General features: G+C 67.3%; 16 protein-coding genes and 1 tRNA gene. 8 read left to right on the top strand and 9 right to left on the bottom strand.

The features are described from left to right. The first annotated feature begins 142 nt into the window (after window positions 1-142). A complete protein-coding gene (locus LXB15_RS09260; protein WP_370640196.1) occupies window positions 143-829 on the top strand; it encodes a DUF599 domain-containing protein in 687 nt (228 codons plus the stop codon). A gap of 28 nt (window positions 830-857) precedes the next feature. On the opposite strand, the gene LXB15_RS09265 is transcribed toward LXB15_RS09260, so the two are convergent. Both LXB15_RS09265 and LXB15_RS09270 read right to left on the bottom strand, forming a co-directional pair. Beyond that, window positions 858-1,535, bottom strand: a complete 678-nt coding sequence (locus tag LXB15_RS09265; RefSeq protein ID WP_233952719.1) for a YdcF family protein — start codon at window positions 1,533-1,535, stop codon at window positions 858-860. A gap of 156 nt (window positions 1,536-1,691) precedes the next feature. After that, the gene (locus tag LXB15_RS09270) at window positions 1,692-2,522 is read right to left on the bottom strand and encodes an aldo/keto reductase (protein ID WP_233952720.1); all 831 of its coding nucleotides are present in this window, start codon (window positions 2,520-2,522) and stop codon (window positions 1,692-1,694) included. A gap of 95 nt (window positions 2,523-2,617) precedes the next feature. Between LXB15_RS09270 and LXB15_RS09275 the strand changes: the two genes are divergently transcribed. After that, window positions 2,618-3,589, top strand: coding sequence for a heparan-alpha-glucosaminide N-acetyltransferase (locus LXB15_RS09275; protein ID WP_233952721.1), 972 nt, complete (start codon window positions 2,618-2,620; stop codon window positions 3,587-3,589). Between the two features lie 45 nt (window positions 3,590-3,634). Here LXB15_RS09275 and LXB15_RS09280 read toward each other — a convergent pair whose 3' ends face one another. Together LXB15_RS09280 and mgtE are read right to left on the bottom strand one after the other, a co-directional pair. Continuing rightward, entirely contained in the window at window positions 3,635-4,036 is a 402-nt protein-coding gene (locus LXB15_RS09280) for a MerR family DNA-binding transcriptional regulator (RefSeq protein ID WP_233952723.1), read from the bottom strand. A 99-nt stretch (window positions 4,037-4,135) separates the two neighbouring features. Beyond that, window positions 4,136-5,548: a magnesium transporter gene (gene mgtE / locus LXB15_RS09285; protein ID WP_233952725.1), complete on the bottom strand. Its 1,413-nt coding sequence runs from the start codon at window positions 5,546-5,548 to the stop codon at window positions 4,136-4,138. A 292-nt stretch (window positions 5,549-5,840) separates the two neighbouring features. Between mgtE and LXB15_RS09290 the strand changes: the two genes are divergently transcribed. Then, entirely contained in the window at window positions 5,841-6,953 is a 1,113-nt protein-coding gene (locus tag LXB15_RS09290) for a DUF475 domain-containing protein (protein WP_370640197.1), read from the top strand. A gap of 13 nt (window positions 6,954-6,966) precedes the next feature. Here LXB15_RS09290 and LXB15_RS09295 read toward each other — a convergent pair whose 3' ends face one another. Both LXB15_RS09295 and LXB15_RS09300 read right to left on the bottom strand, forming a co-directional pair. Further along, window positions 6,967-7,881, bottom strand: coding sequence for a lipid kinase (locus LXB15_RS09295; protein ID WP_233952729.1), 915 nt, complete (start codon window positions 7,879-7,881; stop codon window positions 6,967-6,969). A 173-nt stretch (window positions 7,882-8,054) separates the two neighbouring features. Then, the gene (locus LXB15_RS09300) at window positions 8,055-8,237 is read right to left on the bottom strand and encodes a hypothetical protein (RefSeq protein WP_233952731.1); all 183 of its coding nucleotides are present in this window, start codon (window positions 8,235-8,237) and stop codon (window positions 8,055-8,057) included. Between the two features lie 253 nt (window positions 8,238-8,490). Between LXB15_RS09300 and LXB15_RS09305 the strand changes: the two genes are divergently transcribed. Continuing rightward, a complete protein-coding gene (locus LXB15_RS09305) occupies window positions 8,491-8,991 on the top strand; it encodes an SH3 domain-containing protein (RefSeq protein WP_233952733.1) in 501 nt (166 codons plus the stop codon). 379 nt (window positions 8,992-9,370) lie between these two features. Here LXB15_RS09305 and LXB15_RS09310 read toward each other — a convergent pair. Continuing rightward, window positions 9,371-9,455, bottom strand: a tRNA-Leu gene (locus LXB15_RS09310). Window positions 9,456-9,620: 165 nt separating this feature from the next. On the opposite strand from LXB15_RS09310, the gene lipB reads away from it, so the two are divergent. Then, window positions 9,621-10,376: a lipoyl(octanoyl) transferase LipB gene (lipB, locus tag LXB15_RS09315; RefSeq protein WP_233952735.1), complete on the top strand. Its 756-nt coding sequence runs from the start codon at window positions 9,621-9,623 to the stop codon at window positions 10,374-10,376. 3 nt (window positions 10,377-10,379) lie between these two features. Here lipB and LXB15_RS09320 read toward each other — a convergent pair whose 3' ends face one another. Next, a complete protein-coding gene (locus tag LXB15_RS09320; RefSeq protein WP_233952737.1) occupies window positions 10,380-12,392 on the bottom strand; it encodes an acetyl/propionyl/methylcrotonyl-CoA carboxylase subunit alpha in 2,013 nt (670 codons plus the stop codon). Window positions 12,393-12,562: 170 nt separating this feature from the next. Here LXB15_RS09320 and LXB15_RS09325 point away from each other — a divergent pair, with 170 nt between their 5' ends. Beyond that, on the top strand, window positions 12,563-12,916 hold the full coding sequence (locus tag LXB15_RS09325; protein ID WP_233952739.1) for a helix-turn-helix domain-containing protein: 354 nt from the start codon (window positions 12,563-12,565) through the stop codon (window positions 12,914-12,916). Between the two features lie 13 nt (window positions 12,917-12,929). Here LXB15_RS09325 and LXB15_RS09330 read toward each other — a convergent pair whose 3' ends face one another. Next, entirely contained in the window at window positions 12,930-13,883 is a 954-nt protein-coding gene (locus LXB15_RS09330) for a DMT family transporter (RefSeq protein ID WP_233952741.1), read from the bottom strand. Window positions 13,884-13,961: 78 nt separating this feature from the next. On the opposite strand from LXB15_RS09330, the gene LXB15_RS09335 reads away from it, so the two are divergent. Further along, window positions 13,962-14,417: a YaiI/YqxD family protein gene (locus LXB15_RS09335; protein ID WP_233952742.1), complete on the top strand. Its 456-nt coding sequence runs from the start codon at window positions 13,962-13,964 to the stop codon at window positions 14,415-14,417. 246 nt (window positions 14,418-14,663) lie between these two features. After that, complete coding sequence (locus tag LXB15_RS09340; protein WP_233952743.1) at window positions 14,664-15,623, top strand: diguanylate cyclase; 960 nt, start codon at window positions 14,664-14,666, stop codon at window positions 15,621-15,623.

Here is a 15,623-nt window from a genome sequence, read left to right on the forward strand (position 1 = left end):
AGTGATTCCCGGGGAGACTTTGAGGGCATCGGCTTGACCCGGACTTGCGCCGGCGCCGCGAAGCCTGTCACCTCCGGTCGAAACCATCTGCAGAATCCGCGTGGTGCGATCGACGCGGAGTCGCGGGACGGGAGGTGTGGGGGTGCCGAGCATCGAAGTGGCCGACTCTGTCGCGCTGGCGATCTTTCTCGTCGTGTGGCTTGGATACAACTGGCTCAACGACCACGGGCCGCTGGCCACGAAGGGTCTTTCCAGTGCGATGAACCTCCAGCGCCAGCGCTGGATGGAGATCATGGCGCGGCGGGAGCTGCGGATGATCGACACGGCGATCATTGCCGGCCTGCAGCAGGGAACCGCCTTCTTTGCCTCGGCCTGCATCTTCGCCATCGGCGGCTGCTTCGCGCTGCTCGGCTCGGCTGAGCGGATCGCCACGATCTCGGCCGACCTGCCCTTCTATGCCGGCCTCGACCGGGCGCTGGTCGAACTCAAGCTGCTCGGCCTGGTACTGATCTTTGCCTACGCCTTCTTCAAGTTCGGCTGGGCGTACCGGTTGTTCAACTACTGCTCGATCCTGATCGGGGCGGTCCCGATGCCATCCGATTCCAGCGTCGATGACGAAACGCGCGAACGGGCGGTGCAGAAGGCCTCGCGGCTCAACCAGATCGCCGGCCGCAACTTCAATACCGGCCTTCGCGCCATCTTCTTCGCCCTCGCCTATCTCGGCTGGTTCCTCGGCCCTTACGCGCTGGTGCTCTCGACGGTGCTGGTGGTCGTCATCATCGCGCAGCGGCAATACCGTTCGCCGGCCCGCGACGCGGTCCGCGACTGACGGCGGGCACCGACGGCCGCAACACGGCTCAGCGCGGCGCGGGGAACAGCGCGTCGGTCCTGCCGGCGAGGTAATAGGCCAGGAGGCCGACATATTCCCTGATGGCGAAGTGCACCTTCTCGAGATTGCGCGTCGTCGCCGTCGAGGGGCGCCAGAGCGCCGGCCCGCTCGGGGTGCGGTAGTCCACCGGATAGGCAACGACGTCGAAGCCGGCGACACGGAAGCAGCCGACGGCGCGCGGCATGTGCGAGGCCGAGGTGATCAGCAGCCAGGTCTCGCCCGGTTGCGGCTGCGCCAGCTCCCTGGCGTAGACGGCGTTCTCGAACGTGTCGCGGGCCCGGTGGTCGAGAAGCAGCCGGTCGGGGTCGAGCTCTAGCGCGGCGAAGAATGCTTCGGCGACGTCGGTCTCCGGAATGTCCTCCTCCAGCACCGCCGCCACCCCGCCGCTGAACAGGATTCGCGCCTGCGGATAGCGGAAGGCCAGCGCCCGCGCGGTGGTCGCGCGGTCCGCCGCCTCGTTCAGCTCGGGCACGCCGCGCGTGCGGGCGACGCGGGTATCGAACATGCCGCCGAGGACGATGATGCCGTCGACCCGGTCGGGCAGCGCCGGGCGCGGAAACCGATCCTCCAGCACCGCCGTCATGACCAGCCCCGCGGGTGTCAGGCTGCACAGGACGAGGGCGAAGGCGGCGAGCCCGTAGAGCACGCCGCCCAGCCGGCGATAGCGCAGCCGGCGGGCCAGGAAGCCGAGGGCGGCCAGAAGGATGATGGCGACCAGCGGCTGCAGGACGAACCACGCGAGCTTGGCGATGTAGAAGAACAGGCGAGCCTCCCTTGCTCGAGCCGCCTTGGCCGCGACGGCTCAGGCGCGATCCCAGTGCGGCGCGAAGGAGGGATCCACCAGGCGGGCTCGCCGCCGCGTCAGGTCGGTGATCGCCGCGTGCTCCGCCTCAGTAAGCGCGAAATCGAAGATCTCGAGGTTCTCCCGAAGCCGCTGGGGATTGGAGGTACGCGGAATGGCGCCGACCATGTCCTGCTCGATCTCCCAGCGCAGCACGATCTGGGCCGGCGACTTGCCATGGTGTTCGGCCGCTTCGCGAACGACCGGATGGCCGAGCACCTCGCCGCCCTGGCCGATGGGCGAATAGGCGATCATCGCCATTTCGTTGCGGCGGCAGGCAGCCAGCACGTCCTCTTGCGAGAGGAAGGGATGGTACTCGACCTGATTGCAGACCAGCGGCCGCGAGGACATGGCGGACGCCTCGTCCACCATGGCGCTGGTGAAGTTGGCGACGCCGATATGCCGCGTCAGTCCCTGCTCGGCCGCCTCGTTGAGCGCGTCGATCGACTCCTCCAAGGCGACTTCGTGGTTCGGCCAGTGGATGAGCAACAGGTCGACCGGACCGATGCCGAGCGCCTCCACCGCCTTGCGGGCCGTGGGCACCAGCAGCGGCTCAGTGATGTCCGTCCACCAGATCTTGGTCGTCACGAACAGCTCGCTGCGGTCGATGCCGCTGCGCCGGATGCCCTCGCCGACCTCCGTCTCGTTGCCGTACATGCGCGCCGTGTCGATGTGGCGGTAACCCGCCTCGATCGCCCTCGCCACCATGTCGACGCAAGTCTGGCCTTCGAGTGTGTATGTGCCCAGGCCGATCGACGGAATTCGAGCGCCGTGCGCCTCGATGATCTTCATGACGTACCTCTTCGGGGATGGACCGCCGCGCGAAACGGCGGCATTGCCGTTCAACATAGGAAGCCGCCGTGGCTGTCCAGCTTCAAGGAACGCGCGTGCCCGCCGCAGCCGCCCCCGCCTCGCGCGAAAGAATCGAGATCGTCGACATCGCCCGCGCCATCGCGCTGCTGGCGATGGTCGTCTACCATTTCACCTGGGACCTCGAATTCTTCAACTATGTCGACCGGGGTCTGACAGGGGTCGGCGGCTGGCGGATCTTTGCCCGAATCATCGCGTCGAGCTTCCTATTCCTGGTCGGGGTGAGCCTCGTGCTGGCGCATGGCGACGGCATACGCTGGCGGCCGTTTCTGCTTCGGCTCGGCCAGGTCGCAGCCGCCGCGGCGGCGGTCACCGCCGCGACCTGGTTCGCCACCCCGAACAGCTTCGTGTTCTTCGGCATTCTCCATCACATCGTGGCCGCCAGCCTGATCGGCCTCGTCTTCCTGCATCTGCCGTGGATCGCCGCTGCCCTGGCCGCGGCCGGAGCGGTCGCCCTGCCCTGGTTCTTCGCCAGCCCGGCATTCGACTCGCGTTGGCTGGCGTGGACGGGTCTGGCCGAGTCGCCGCCGCTGTCGAACGACCTCGTGCCGATCTTCCCGTTCCTCGGCGCGGTGCTCGCCGGCATGGCGGTGGCGCGGCTGGCGCAGCGTGCCGGCGGGTTCGATGCGCTCCGCCGCTGGAACGCCTCGCTGCGGCCGCTTTGGCCGCTCGGTTGGCTCGGGCGCCATTCGCTGATGGTCTATCTGGTGCACCAGCCGGTACTGATCGGCATCGTCTTCGTTTTCGCCCAGATCGCGCCGCCGGACCGGGAGGCGGTGTTCCGCGCCGATTGCAGCCGGGCGTGCCTCGCCCAGCAGGATCAGCGCTTCTGCCAAGCCTACTGCGACTGCGCCCAGCGCGAGATCGTGGCGGCGGATCTCTTCGATGCGCTGATGGCGGGCGATACGGACGAGAGCCAGATGACCCGGATCCGCGACATCATCAACGAGTGCACCTTCCGCACGGTCGACGAGATGGGACCCCGCTAGGCGGTACGCGAACCGCCGCCAAGGGCGACGCAGCGCATCGTCCGGCTATTCGGCGCGTGCCGTCTGGCCGACGCCGAGCTCGGCCATGCGGGTGAGGCACGCCTCTTCCGCGGCATCCAGCTCGCGCAGCAGTTCCTCGATGTCCCGCCGCTTCTGCTCGAGCTCCTGCCGGCGGTCGCCGACCCGGCGGATGATCGCCCTGAGCTGCGCCGCCTCGCCCGGCGGGCTCTTGTACATGTTCATGATCTCGCGGATCTCGGCGATCGAGAACCCCAGCCGCTTGCCGCGCAGGATGTTCTTCAGCAGCTGCCGGTCCGAGTGACGGAACAGCCGTGTGCGGCCGCGACGAATCGGCGCGAGCAGGCCCTCGTCCTCGTAGAAGCGGATCGTCCGGGTCGAAATGTCGAACTCCCGGGTGAGCTCGGTGATCGTGTAGTAGTCACGCATGATGCGGGATCCCGACAGCGGTGCCTCGCCTGCATGATGCCAGACTTACGTAAAAGTCAATCCGTGCGGTGCCGCGTGGACGGCGCCGGACCGCGCCGATCAGCCGATCCCGAACCATAGGGCGGCAAGGCCGAGGAAGGAGAAGAATCCGACGACATCTGTCACGGTGGTCACGAAGGTTCCCGAGGCGATGGCCGGATCGATGCCGAACCGGTCGAGGACCAGCGGGATCAGGATGCCGGCCAGTGCCGCCGCCAGCATGTTGACGATCATCGCAATGGCGATCACCTCGCCGAGACCGCGATTGTCGAACCAGAACGCCGCGACTAGGCCGATGATGACCGCGAACAGCACGCCGTTGAGCAGCCCCACCAGCGTCTCGCGCCGGATGACGCGGCCGGCGTTGTAGAGGTCGATGTCGCGCGCCGCGAGCGCCCGCACCGTCACGGTCATCGTCTGCGTCCCGGCATTGCCGCCCATCGAGGCGACGATCGGCATCAGCACGGCGAGCGCCACCATCTGCTCGATCGTCGCGTCGAACAGGCCGATGACGAGCGAGGCGAGGATCGCCGTCACCAGGTTGATCAGGAGCCACGAGAACCGCAGGCGCGCGGCGGTGAAGACCGTGTCGGAAATCTCCTCGTCGCCGACGCCGCCGAGCCGCTTGATGTCCTCGTCCGCTTCCTGCTGCAGGATGTCGAGGACGTCGTCGATGGTCAGCACGCCGACCAGCCGCTCGCTCTCGTCGACGACGGCGGCGGACAGCAGGTCGTACTGCTCGATGATCTGCGCCGCCTCCTCCTGGTCCATCTCGGCCGGGATCGCGTGGCGCGTCTCGTGCATGATGTCTTCGATCTTCTCGGGCCGCTTGGCGCGCAGGATGCGGTCGAGATCGACCGCTCCGAGCAGCTTGAAGGCCGGATCGATGACGAAGATCTGGGCGAAGGAGACCGGGAGGTCCTCGTCCTCGCGCATGTAGTCGATGGTCTGGCCGACGGTCCAGTAAGGTGGGACCGCGACGAACTCGGTCTGCATCCGCCGACCGGCCGATTCCTCGGGATATTCCAGCGAGCGCCGCAGCCGGATGCGCTCCCTGAACGGCAGCCGCTCGAGAATGTCCTTTCGGTCCGCCTCGTCGAGATCCTCGAGGATGTAGACGGCATCGTCGGAATCCAGCTCGCGGACCGCCTCGGCGATCTGCGCGTTCGGCATGGCATCGACGATCGACATGCGGATCGCTTCGTCGACCTCGGTCAGCGCGGTGTAGTCGAACTGGTCGCCCATCAGCCGGACGAGCGACTGGCGCTCCCCGTCGTCGAGGGATTCCAGGAGGTCGCCGAGCTCGGACTCGTGAAGGTGACCGATCTCCTGCTGCAGGAACTCGGCATCCTCCGCTTCGATCGCGGCCTCGACCGTCTCGCGGAAAGCCGGCGCGACGAAGCCGTCCTCGTCGTAGACCGCGTTCCGGACGCCGTCTTCAGGCGCGTCGCTGTTCAGCTGCGGATCAGCCATGCACCCTCCTCGACATGTGGTGAGACGGTTCGATCGCCCGGCGCGGACGATCGTCCCGCGTCTAGAGGATTTCGCGCCGCTTCGAAAGCAGTCAGAGCCGTTCGGAGGACGCGGGCGAGAGAATCCCGCCTGCGTCGGACGCCGGCCCCTCCAGGCTGCCCCGCCCGGCGACCGACACGTAGCCGACTTGCCGTCGCGGCGATGGCAAAACCCGTGGCGGTGGCGTACATCGCGTCATCGCTGCCGAAGCGTCGCCTCTTCCGTCCGCCCGGACGGCCGGAGCGCCGGCGTCATGCTCACGAACGGACCCCCCATGGCGAGCCTGCATTATTTCACCTGGTCTTTCATCGTCACCGCCCTGGGCCTCGCCCTCGGCGCGTGGCTCGGCTGGAACGCCACCGGGACCATCGGCGGGGCATTCTCCGTCTTCTTCATCTGCGCGGTCCTGGCCGTCCTCGAGATCTCGCTCTCCTTCGACAACGCGATCGTCAACGCGAACAAGCTGAAGGAGATGACCCCGGTCTGGCAGCGGCGATTCCTGACCTGGGGCATCGTCATCGCCGTGTTCGGCATGCGGGTGCTGTTCCCGCTGGTGATCGTGGCGATCGCGGCGAGCATCGGACCGATCGCGGCGATGCAGCTGGCGATCAACGAGCCCGCCGAATACTCGCGGATCATGCTGGATGCCCACCTGTCGATCGCCGCGTTCGGCGGCACGTTCCTGATGATGGTGGCGCTCAGCTTCTTCTTCGACGAACACAAGGAGATCCACTGGGTCCACGTGATCGAATCGCGCGTCAGCCGCTACGCCAGCATTCGCGGCGCCGAGATTACCTTCGTCCTCGTCCTCATGCTGATCTTCGCCTATCTGGTGGAGCCCGCCGAACAGCTGACCTTCGTCATGTCGGCCATCTACGGGCTGATCACCTTCCTGCTCGTCGACATCCTCGGCCGAGTCCTCGACAGGGCCAACGATGCGATGGTCGGCGCTGCCAAGGGCGGTCTCGGCGCTTTCCTCTATCTGGAAGTGCTCGACGCCAGCTTCTCCTTCGACGGCGTGATCGGCGCCTTCGCGCTGACCCAGAACCTGTTCGTCATCGCCATCGGCCTCGGCATCGGCGCCATGTATGTCCGCTCGATGACCATCATGCTGGTCGAGCGCGGGACGCTCCTGGAATACCGCTACCTCGAGCATGGCGCCTTCTACGCGATCCTCGCCCTGTCGGTGATCATGTACGCGCAGGCCGTCGTCCACGTGCCCGAGGTGCTAACCGGTCTAGGCGGCGCCACCGTCATCGGCATCGCCCTGTGGTCGTCGATTCGCTACAACCGCCGCACTCCCGTCGAGATCGAGGAGTCCGTGCCGCCTCGGGCAACGGCCGAGGCCCCCGTGGAGCGGCACTAGCCGCCTCGGCGAGTCAGGCGCTCTGGCGATCGGGCACGAACACCCTCAGCGCCTTGCGATGGATGCCGAAGGTTGCCGGCGTGCGCGTCGCTAGGTCGCCGTCGGCATTGACGTCGTGCGGCCGCCTGGTGCGGAGCGACAGCCCGGTGGTCCGGAAGGTCCTCACCTTCTTCCACCGTCCCTGCGTTCCCCGCCGCAGCGAAGGGACCAGGGCGGCAAGCTCCCACCAGTGTTCGACCTCGAGACTGTAGACGTCGAGCAGTCCGTCGTCCGGCGCCGCATCCGAAGCGACGGCCATGCCGCCGCCGTAGAAGCGGCCATTGCCGACTGAAACCTGGACCGTGCGGACCCGTTCGGTCACGCCGTCATGCTCGATCTCGACCGAGAAGGGCTGGCTCTGCCGCAGCAGCCTGAAGGCGGCGATCGCGTAGCCGAGCTTGCCCCAGCGCTTCTTCGCCTCGGCGGTGAGGCTGCGGGCGAGGTCCGCCGAGAACCCGATGCTGGCGACGTTGAAGAACAGCTGCCCGTTGACCTCGCCCAGATCGACGGCGCGTCGATGACCTGCCGCGATAACGGCAGCGGCGGCGGCCACGTCGGTGGGGATCGTCAGGGTCCGGGCGAGATCGTTGGCGGTACCGAGCGGCAAGATGCCCAGCGGCAGAGCGGCTTTCATCAACGCCGCCGCCGAGGCCCGGAGCGTCCCGTCGCCGCCGCCCAGCACCACCAGATCCGCCTGCCCGGCAAATTCGCCGATCAGGTCGGCAAACGGGCGCTCGCCACATTCCGGCTCGATCAGGGTCAACCCGGCCTGCCGCAGGACATCGAGGGCCGATCCGGCCGTTGCTGCGTCGCCGCCGCTTCTCGCTCTGGCGTTCAACAGCACAAGCGCGCGCTTCGGCGGCGTATCGCCGGGAATGTTCTGGTTCATGAGATGTCCCGCCGCTGACCTGCTGTGCCTGACCGATCGTCTCGCGACCAAGTGGCGTCGAGCCGCAGGTCGCACAAGGCGCGCCCAGGCAGCGGACATGCGGCGGACATGCGGCGGGCGGCAATGCGCAGCCGGCAATGCCTGCCATCGTTGCCCCTGCGGCAGGGGCGGCGTCAGAAGATGCCGACCGCGAGATGCGCCCAGATCAACAGGCCGGTCAGGATCACGCCACCCGCCAGAAGCAGACGCGCCGTGCGGTTTCGTACCGTCCGCAACACAAGCGCCAGAGCGGCGCCCGTCCCCCGATGAGCACGACTGCCGCTGCGACGTCCTCGATTCCCCAGTTCATCCGTCACCGTTTCCAGATCCGGCGATGTCAGCCGGCGGACAAGGAAACAGTCCGCGGGGCGCAGGCGCAAGCAGGGGTAGCTTGATGCGCCAGGCAAAAGCTAATCGACCTGGCTGCTTCCGAAGTCGCACTCGGCTTAACCGTCGCACACTACTATGACTGTCTCGCTGACACCCTCTTCTCAGCGATCTCCATCGCCGCTACACAATTAGTCGCTGAGCAATTACGCTTGGCCTCAGGATGGCGGTAAGTCGACGACCATGAAGAAATTAGGGGTTTCCTTCGTTGCCGCTGTGCTCTTGGCGGCCGGCTCAAATGTTGCGTCGGCTCAGAGCACCGACCAGTGCTACAAGATCGCCGCGATCCTCTGCGGCAATGAGGGACTGACGCCGTGCATGTCGAGGCCGAACATGATGGGCCAGTTGCCGGCGAACTGCGTCCCTGACATCCAGCCCATGGTCGAGACGGCACGTGAGACCGAGGCAGAGCTTGAACAGAGCGGCCGGAACGGTTCCCAGGACATGACGCGGACAGGCATGTCCTATGGCGGCGTGCTCAGGTCGGGGCCGAGCATGAACCATAGACGCATCGCGAGCCTCCGCGAGGGGGACCATCTCGACGTCCTCGAGGACACCGGAGTCTGGTTCAACGACTACAAGTGGTTCCTGGTCTCTACGCCCCAGGGCACCGGTTATCACTGGGGCGGCATATTCTGCGTGGACGACGCAAGCCGAACCGACGGCATCTTCAGCGATTGCTGATCGACTGAGGCCAGTGCCGCGGGAACCAGGGCGTACCCTCGATAGGCTTGCAGCTGCTCTTCCGCTGGGCTCTTGAGGCGGGACAAGGCGCAAGTGGACCTGATGCCGGGATGAAGAACCCGGCACAGCATCGACGTCCGCAGGATCGGCGCGACGCGTGGCGAACGCGTGGGCGACAGGGACCTTACTGAGGGTGATTTTGGGTGGCAGGGAGGCGCGACGGCCTCGCTCTACACCCTCCTCGCCGATCGGCGCCGGCTGGCGAAAGGCGCCATCAGCAAGCTCGATCGGAACGGTGGGTGGGCTTTGGCCCGCACCCTGGTAGCAGGTACGGGGTCGAGGGGAAAACGTCTTTCCCTTCGATACCTTATGAATAAGGTGGTGCGGTCGAGAAGACTCGAACTTCCACGGGTTGCCCCACAGCGACCTCAACGCTGCGCGTCTACCAATTCCGCCACGACCGCACGCCGTGTACCGAAGGGCGCGAGCCCGTCGGTGGCGGGCATGTAACAAGACTTCCCCGGAGGCACAAGGTCTTTCGCCGGATGACGCGGCGAATTCGCCCTGAGGCGGCATGACGGCCGGAAATGGCGCTTTTCCCGCGGCCTGCGGGTCGCTACATGGAGCCCATGGACATCCCTGCCGACAGAGACGGTACCTCGGCGCGACTCGCCACTGTTGCGGAGCGGTTCGCTGCCCGTGCCGGATCCCCGCCGGTCGAGTGGGTGATTCTCGACGGCCGCACGCCCTACCCCGAAGCCGTCGCCCTGATGGAGGCCCGTGCCGCGGCGATAGCCGCAGGAGAAGCGCCGGAGACGGTGCTGCTGCTGGAGCACCCGCCGCTCTACACCGCCGGCACCAGCGCGCAGGACAGCGATCTCGTCGATCCCGCGGGGCTGCCGGTGTTCGCGACCGGGCGCGGCGGCGAATACACCTATCACGGGCCCGGCCAGCGGGTCGCTTACGTGATGCTGGACCTGACACGCCGCCGGCAGGACGTGCGCGCCTTCGTGGCGGCGCTGGAGGCCTGGATCATCGCGACGCTCGGGGAGTTCCAGGTCGCCGGTGAACGCCGCGAGGACCGGGTCGGGGTCTGGGTGCGCCGGCCGGAGCGGCCGATGCGGCCGGACGGCGGCGTCGCCGAGGACAAGATCGCGGCGATCGGCATCCGGGTGCGCCGCTGGGTGACCTTCCACGGCATCTCGCTGAATGTCGATCCGGACCTCGGGCACTTCGCAGGGATCGTGCCCTGCGGCATCCGCGGCCACGGCGTCACCAGCCTCGCCGATCTCGGCATTCCGGTGACCATGCCGGAAGTCGACATGCTGCTGCGGGCAAATTTCGAGCGGGTGTTCGGCCCGACCGTCGATGGGCCCCGGCCCTAATGGTCAGCCGAACTCCATGATGACCGCGTCGACCGCCAGGCTGTCGCCCGGCTTGACCTTGAGGCTCGCCACGGTGAGGTCGCGCTCGGCCCTCAGGATGTTCTCCATCTTCATCGCCTCGACCACCGCGAGCGTCTCGCCGGCCTTCACCGCCTGGCCCTCCGTGACGGCGATCGACACGACCAGCCCCGGCATCGGGCAGAGCAGCAGCCGCGACGTGTCGGGCGGCAGCTTGACCGGCATGAGCCGGTCGAGTTCGGCGATCCGCGGCGTCATGGCCCGGACGGGCAGCCAGAGCCCGTCGAGGAACAGCAGCAACCCCTGGGTCGCCGGACGGACCTGCGCCGTGACGGCGACGCCGTCGATCGTGCCGGACCAGGGCGAGACACCGGGGCGATAGGTGGTGGTCACCCGGCTGGCGACGCCGTCCAGCATCATGCGGAAGGCGGCCTGCCCGCCCTCGCCTGCTTCGGCCCCGACCTCAACCGGATGATAGGCGTCGTCGATCCGCACCACCCAGTCCGGGCGCAATGCGCCTGAATGCTCCCGCAGCCGGTCGACATGCCTGTCGAGCCGCGCCTTGCGGGCGATCTCGATGCTGGTGGCGATCAGGGCCGCCTTGCGGCGGGTGACGTCGGAAGCCGCCGGCCGCTCGAACCCGTCGGGGTACTCCTCGGCGATGAAGGCGGTGGAGATCCGCCCCTCGCGCCAGCGCGGATGCTGCATCAGCGCGGCGAGGAACGGGATATTGTGCTCGATGCCCTCGATCTCGAACGCCGCCAGCGCCGTGCCCATGGCCTCGATGGCCGTCGCCCGGTCGGGCGCGTGGGTGCAAAGCTTGGCGATCATCGGATCGTAGTACATCGAGATCTCGGAGCCTTCCCGCACGCCGGTGTCGTTGCGCACCGTCACGCCGTCGCTCGTGCCCTCGCGTGGCGGCCGGTAGCGGGTCAGCCGGCCAATCGACGGCAGGAAGCCCCGGAACGGGTCTTCGGCATAGATCCGGCTTTCCACCGCCCAGCCGTCCAGCCGGATGTCCTCCTGCCGGTACCGCAGCGGTTCGCCGGCGGCGATGCGCAGCATTTCCTCGACCAGATCGACGCCGGTGACCAGCTCGGTCACCGGGTGCTCGACCTGCAGGCGAGTGTTCATCTCCAGGAAATAGAAGTTCCGGTCGCGGTCGACGATGAACTCGACCGTTCCGGCGCTCTGGTAGTCGACGGCCCTGGCCAGTGCGACGGCCTGGGCCCCCATCGCCGCGCGCGTCGCCTCGTCGAGAAAGGGCGACGGCGCCTCCTCCACCACCTTCTGGTTCCGTCGCTGGATGGAGCATTCCCGCTCCCCGAGGTGGATGGCGTTGCCGTGCGAATCGGCGAGGACCTGAATCTCGATATGGCGCGGGTCGACGATGAACTTCTCGACGAAGATGCGATCGTCGCCGAAGGAACTGCGCGCCTCGTTCGCCGAGGACTGGAAGCCTTCGCGCGTCTCCGCCGCGTTCCAGGCGATGCGCATGCCCTTGCCGCCGCCGCCGGCCGAGGCCTTGATCATCACCGGATAGCCGATCGTCTCGGCGATGCGGACCGCCTCCTCGGCGTCCTCGACGACGCCGAGGTGGCCCGGCACGATGCTGACGCCGGCTTCCCGCGCGAACAGCTTGGATTCGATCTTGTCGCCCATGGCGCGAATCGCCCGCGGCTTGGGGCCGATAAAAACGATTCCGGCTTCTTCCAGGCGCTCGCAGAACGAGGCCCGCTCGGAGAGAAAGCCATAGCCGGGATGCACGGCCTCGGCGCCGGTGTCCCGGCATGCGGCGAGGATCTTCTCGGCGTCGAGGTAGCTCTCCGCCGCAGGCGCCGGGCCGATATGGACGGCTTCGTCGGCCATGCGGACATGCACGGCATGCCGGTCGGCATCAGAGTAGACCGCAACGGTCGAGACGCCCATCTCCCGCGCGGTCCTGATGACCCGGCAGGCGATCTCGCCGCGATTGGCAATCAGGATCTTCTTGAACATGGCGCGGCGCTCCGGCGGGTCAGATGCGGGCGATCGTTTTGACCTTTGCGGCAAGTTCCTGCAAGCCAGGGTCGGCAAGAGCGGGCCGCGATGGCTGCGCACGGCCGCGTCGAGCGCATCGCACTTGTGCGACGGGCGAGAGGCGGCCGCGCCCCGGTCGGGAGGAAGACATGGAAAACATCACCGCGCGCAGGGACAACGATACGCTGGGCGGGCGCATCCAGCGCAGCCGCGAGACGCTCGGCATGGCGACGCCGGACCTCGCGGCGCGGCTCGGGGTGAAGCCGGAGACGATGCGCGGCTGGGAGCGCGACCGCGCCGAGCCCCGTGCCAACAAGCTGATCATGCTTGCCGGCATCCTCGGGGTGAGCCCGGCCTGGCTGATCGGCGGCTACGGCGCGGCGCCGGAAGACGAGCTGCCGCCACGCGGCCCCACCGATGCGGACCGCCTGGCTGCCCTCCGGTCCCGCCGCGACGGCATCGACCGCGAGATCGCCCGTCTCGAGAATCGTGACGGCGGCTGACCGATCCCGGCGGTCAATGCGTCAGGGGCGGCGGCGGCACGTTTCGGGCGAGACGCTTCTCGCGGGCGTAGATGAACAGGCCGGAGCCGACGATGATCGCCATGCCGAACCATTTCGCGGCGTCCGGAATTTCGCCGAAGATCAGATAGCCGAGGAACACCGCCGAGACGATCTCGACATAGCCGAAGGGGGCCAGCACCGATGCGGGGGCCAGCCGGTAGGCGAGAATGAACAGCAGATGGCCGATCGCTCCGATGAAGCCGGTCATGATCAAAAGCTGCCAGACCTCGGCGGACGCCGGCCAGGCCAGATGCAGGGCGGGAATGTCGAAAGGCTGGGCCGCCAGCATCGCGGCGGACAGGACCACGCTGCCGCCAAGGCCGGAATAGAAGAGCATGGTCAGCGGCTTGGCACCGTGCGAAACCTTGCGCGTCACGATCATGTATAGCGCGGCACAGACGGCCGCCACGACCGGGAACAGCGATGGCAGACCGAACACCGCGTAGCTGGGACGGACGATGACGAGCGCACCGACGAAACCCACCGCAGCCGCGGCGATCCGCTGCCAGCCGATGCGCTCCTTCAGCAGCAATCCCGACAGGAGGGTGACGATCATCGGCTGGATCAGGAACACCGCCGAAGCATCGGCCAGCGGCATGAATTCCAGTGCCGCGAAGAATGCGACGCCCGAGAAGGCAAGCAGCGCGCCGCGCAGCAGGTTCAGCCAGAGATGGCTGGTGCTGAGGCCGTTCCGCCCGCCGACCAGGAGCAGGAACGGCAGGATCAGCCCCGCCTGCAGGACCAGGCGGAACAATGCGACCTCGCCGGGCGAAACCTGGTACGCCGTCACCAGGATCTTTCCGGAGGCGTCCAGTAACGGGATGAAGGCGGCAGCGCCGATCATGATGGCGATGCCGCGCAGCACTTCCGCCGGCGTATTCTCGAATGTTCGGGCGAGCGATGTCATGGCCCCTCATGCCACGTCGTCATCGTCCGCGTCACCGGGGATGATTTCCCGGCAAACAACAAGCCGAGGGGGCCGCTGATGACGCGCAAGGTTCTGGTGGACGCCGACGCATGTCCGGTCAAGGACGAGGCGATCGAAGTGGCATTACGCCACGAAGCCGAGGCGATCCTCGTGTCGAATGGCGGCATGCGGCCCTCCCGTTACCCCGATGCGCGGATCGTCGTCGTCGCCGAGGGCGCCGACGCCGCCGACGACTGGATTGCGGAGGCGGCGGAGCCGGCAGACGTCGTCATAACCGCCGACATTCCGCTCGCCGCCCGGGCGCTGGAGGCCGGCGCCGCCGCGCTCGGACCGACGGGGTGCGAGTTCACCCCGGAATCGATCGGCGCGGCTTTGTCGATGCGGGCCTTCAAGCAGCATTTGCGCGAAACGGGCGAAAGCAAGGGCTACAACGCCTCCTTTACCGCCGCCGACCGGTCGCGGTTCCGGCAGGCGCTGGAACTCATCCTGCGGCGTCCGACACCGCACGCGTGACGGCGATCGGGTCGAACAAGCCGCACTCGAAATCCAGCGTTCTTCCACGCGCGTCCCACCTGCGATGGCCCTCCCCTTGTGCTCAGAAGCAGATTTTACCCAAGGAAACATAGCCTTGACTGCGAATCCGCCCATTTTGCCCAAGATATACTGAATGCGAATACAGTGAAGCAGGATTCGTTAAGACATCTGTCGCAATAATGGCAATGCAACGCCGCAGATGGATTGGGGTGTATGGAGGCGATGATGCGCGATGCAAAGAATCACACCTTCGCCGTGCAGTTGATGGAACATCTCGTGGTTCCGACCTTCGTGCTCGACGCGTCCGGCCGCGTCATCATCTGGAACCGGGCCTGCGAACGCATGACCGGGGTGCCCAGTTCTGCGGTGCTGGGGACGCGGCTCCACTGGACCGGCTTCTACCAGCAGCAGCGCCGATGCCTCGCCGACCTCGTCCTCGAGGGAGCCGCCTCGCGCGTCGCCGAATTCTACGAGATCGACCGCAGCCTCGACTGCCAGACCGGCGCCCTCTCCGCCGAGAACTGGTGCGTGTTCCCGTCGGGTGGCGGCCGCCGCTATCTGGCGATCGACGCCGGCCCGATCTATGCCGACGACGGCACCCTGATCGCGGTGGTCGAGACCCTGCGGGACATCACCGCCCAGAAGGAAGCGCAGTCGGCGCTCGAGCTCCTCGCCAGCCTCGACGGGCTGACCGGCATTGCCAACCGCCGCGCCTTCGACGAGCGGGTAGAGAGCGAATGGGCGCTGGCGGCACATTCCGGGCAGCCGCTGTCGCTGCTCATGATCGATATCGACCACTTCAAGGTCTACAACGACCATCTCGGCCATCAGTGCGGCGACGACTGCCTCAAGCGCATCGCGCAGATCATCGTCGGCGAGACCCGCGCCGACATCGACATGGTCGCCCGCTACGGCGGCGAGGAGTTCGCCGTCGTCCTGCCCCATGCCTGCATCGAGGGGGCCCTGGCGGTAGCGGGGCGGATCCTCGCGGCCACCGACGGCGCCGCCATTCCCCACCCGAGGGCGGTGCCGCAGGGCCGCGTGACGATCAGCATTGGTGCCGCCAGCCGCGAAGCGGCGATGACTGCACCAGCCGAGCTGATCGCCGCGGCCGATGCCTCGCTCTACGCCGCCAAGCAGCGTGGTCGCAATCTCATCGTCGCGCAGTCCCGCGCCGCGGCCTGA

This window comes from Aurantimonas sp. HBX-1, from assembly GCF_021391535.1.
Lineage (GTDB): Bacteria > Pseudomonadota > Alphaproteobacteria > Rhizobiales > Rhizobiaceae > Aurantimonas.

Bases quoted from the DNA above. Each gene is read 5' to 3' on its own strand.
- LXB15_RS09330 (WP_233952741.1), bottom strand. From the start codon at position 13,883: ATGACATCGCTCGCCCGAACATTCGAGAATACGCCGGCGGAAGTGCTG.
- LXB15_RS09270 (WP_233952720.1), bottom strand. From the start codon at position 2,522: ATGAAGATCATCGAGGCGCACGGCGCTCGAATTCCGTCGATCGGCCTG.
- LXB15_RS09280 (WP_233952723.1), bottom strand. From the start codon at position 4,036: ATGCGTGACTACTACACGATCACCGAGCTCACCCGGGAGTTCGACATT.
- lipB (WP_233952735.1), top strand. From the start codon at position 9,621: ATGGACATCCCTGCCGACAGAGACGGTACCTCGGCGCGACTCGCCACT.
- LXB15_RS09335 (WP_233952742.1), top strand. From the start codon at position 13,962: ATGACGCGCAAGGTTCTGGTGGACGCCGACGCATGTCCGGTCAAGGAC.
- LXB15_RS09295 (WP_233952729.1), bottom strand. From the start codon at position 7,881: ATGAACCAGAACATTCCCGGCGATACGCCGCCGAAGCGCGCGCTTGTG.
- LXB15_RS09340 (WP_233952743.1), top strand. From the start codon at position 14,664: ATGCGCGATGCAAAGAATCACACCTTCGCCGTGCAGTTGATGGAACAT.
- mgtE (WP_233952725.1), bottom strand. From the start codon at position 5,548: ATGGCTGATCCGCAGCTGAACAGCGACGCGCCTGAAGACGGCGTCCGG.
- LXB15_RS09325 (WP_233952739.1), top strand. From the start codon at position 12,563: ATGGAAAACATCACCGCGCGCAGGGACAACGATACGCTGGGCGGGCGC.
- LXB15_RS09320 (WP_233952737.1), bottom strand. From the start codon at position 12,392: ATGTTCAAGAAGATCCTGATTGCCAATCGCGGCGAGATCGCCTGCCGG.
- LXB15_RS09290 (WP_370640197.1), top strand. From the start codon at position 5,841: ATGCTCACGAACGGACCCCCCATGGCGAGCCTGCATTATTTCACCTGG.
- LXB15_RS09305 (WP_233952733.1), top strand. From the start codon at position 8,491: ATGAAGAAATTAGGGGTTTCCTTCGTTGCCGCTGTGCTCTTGGCGGCC.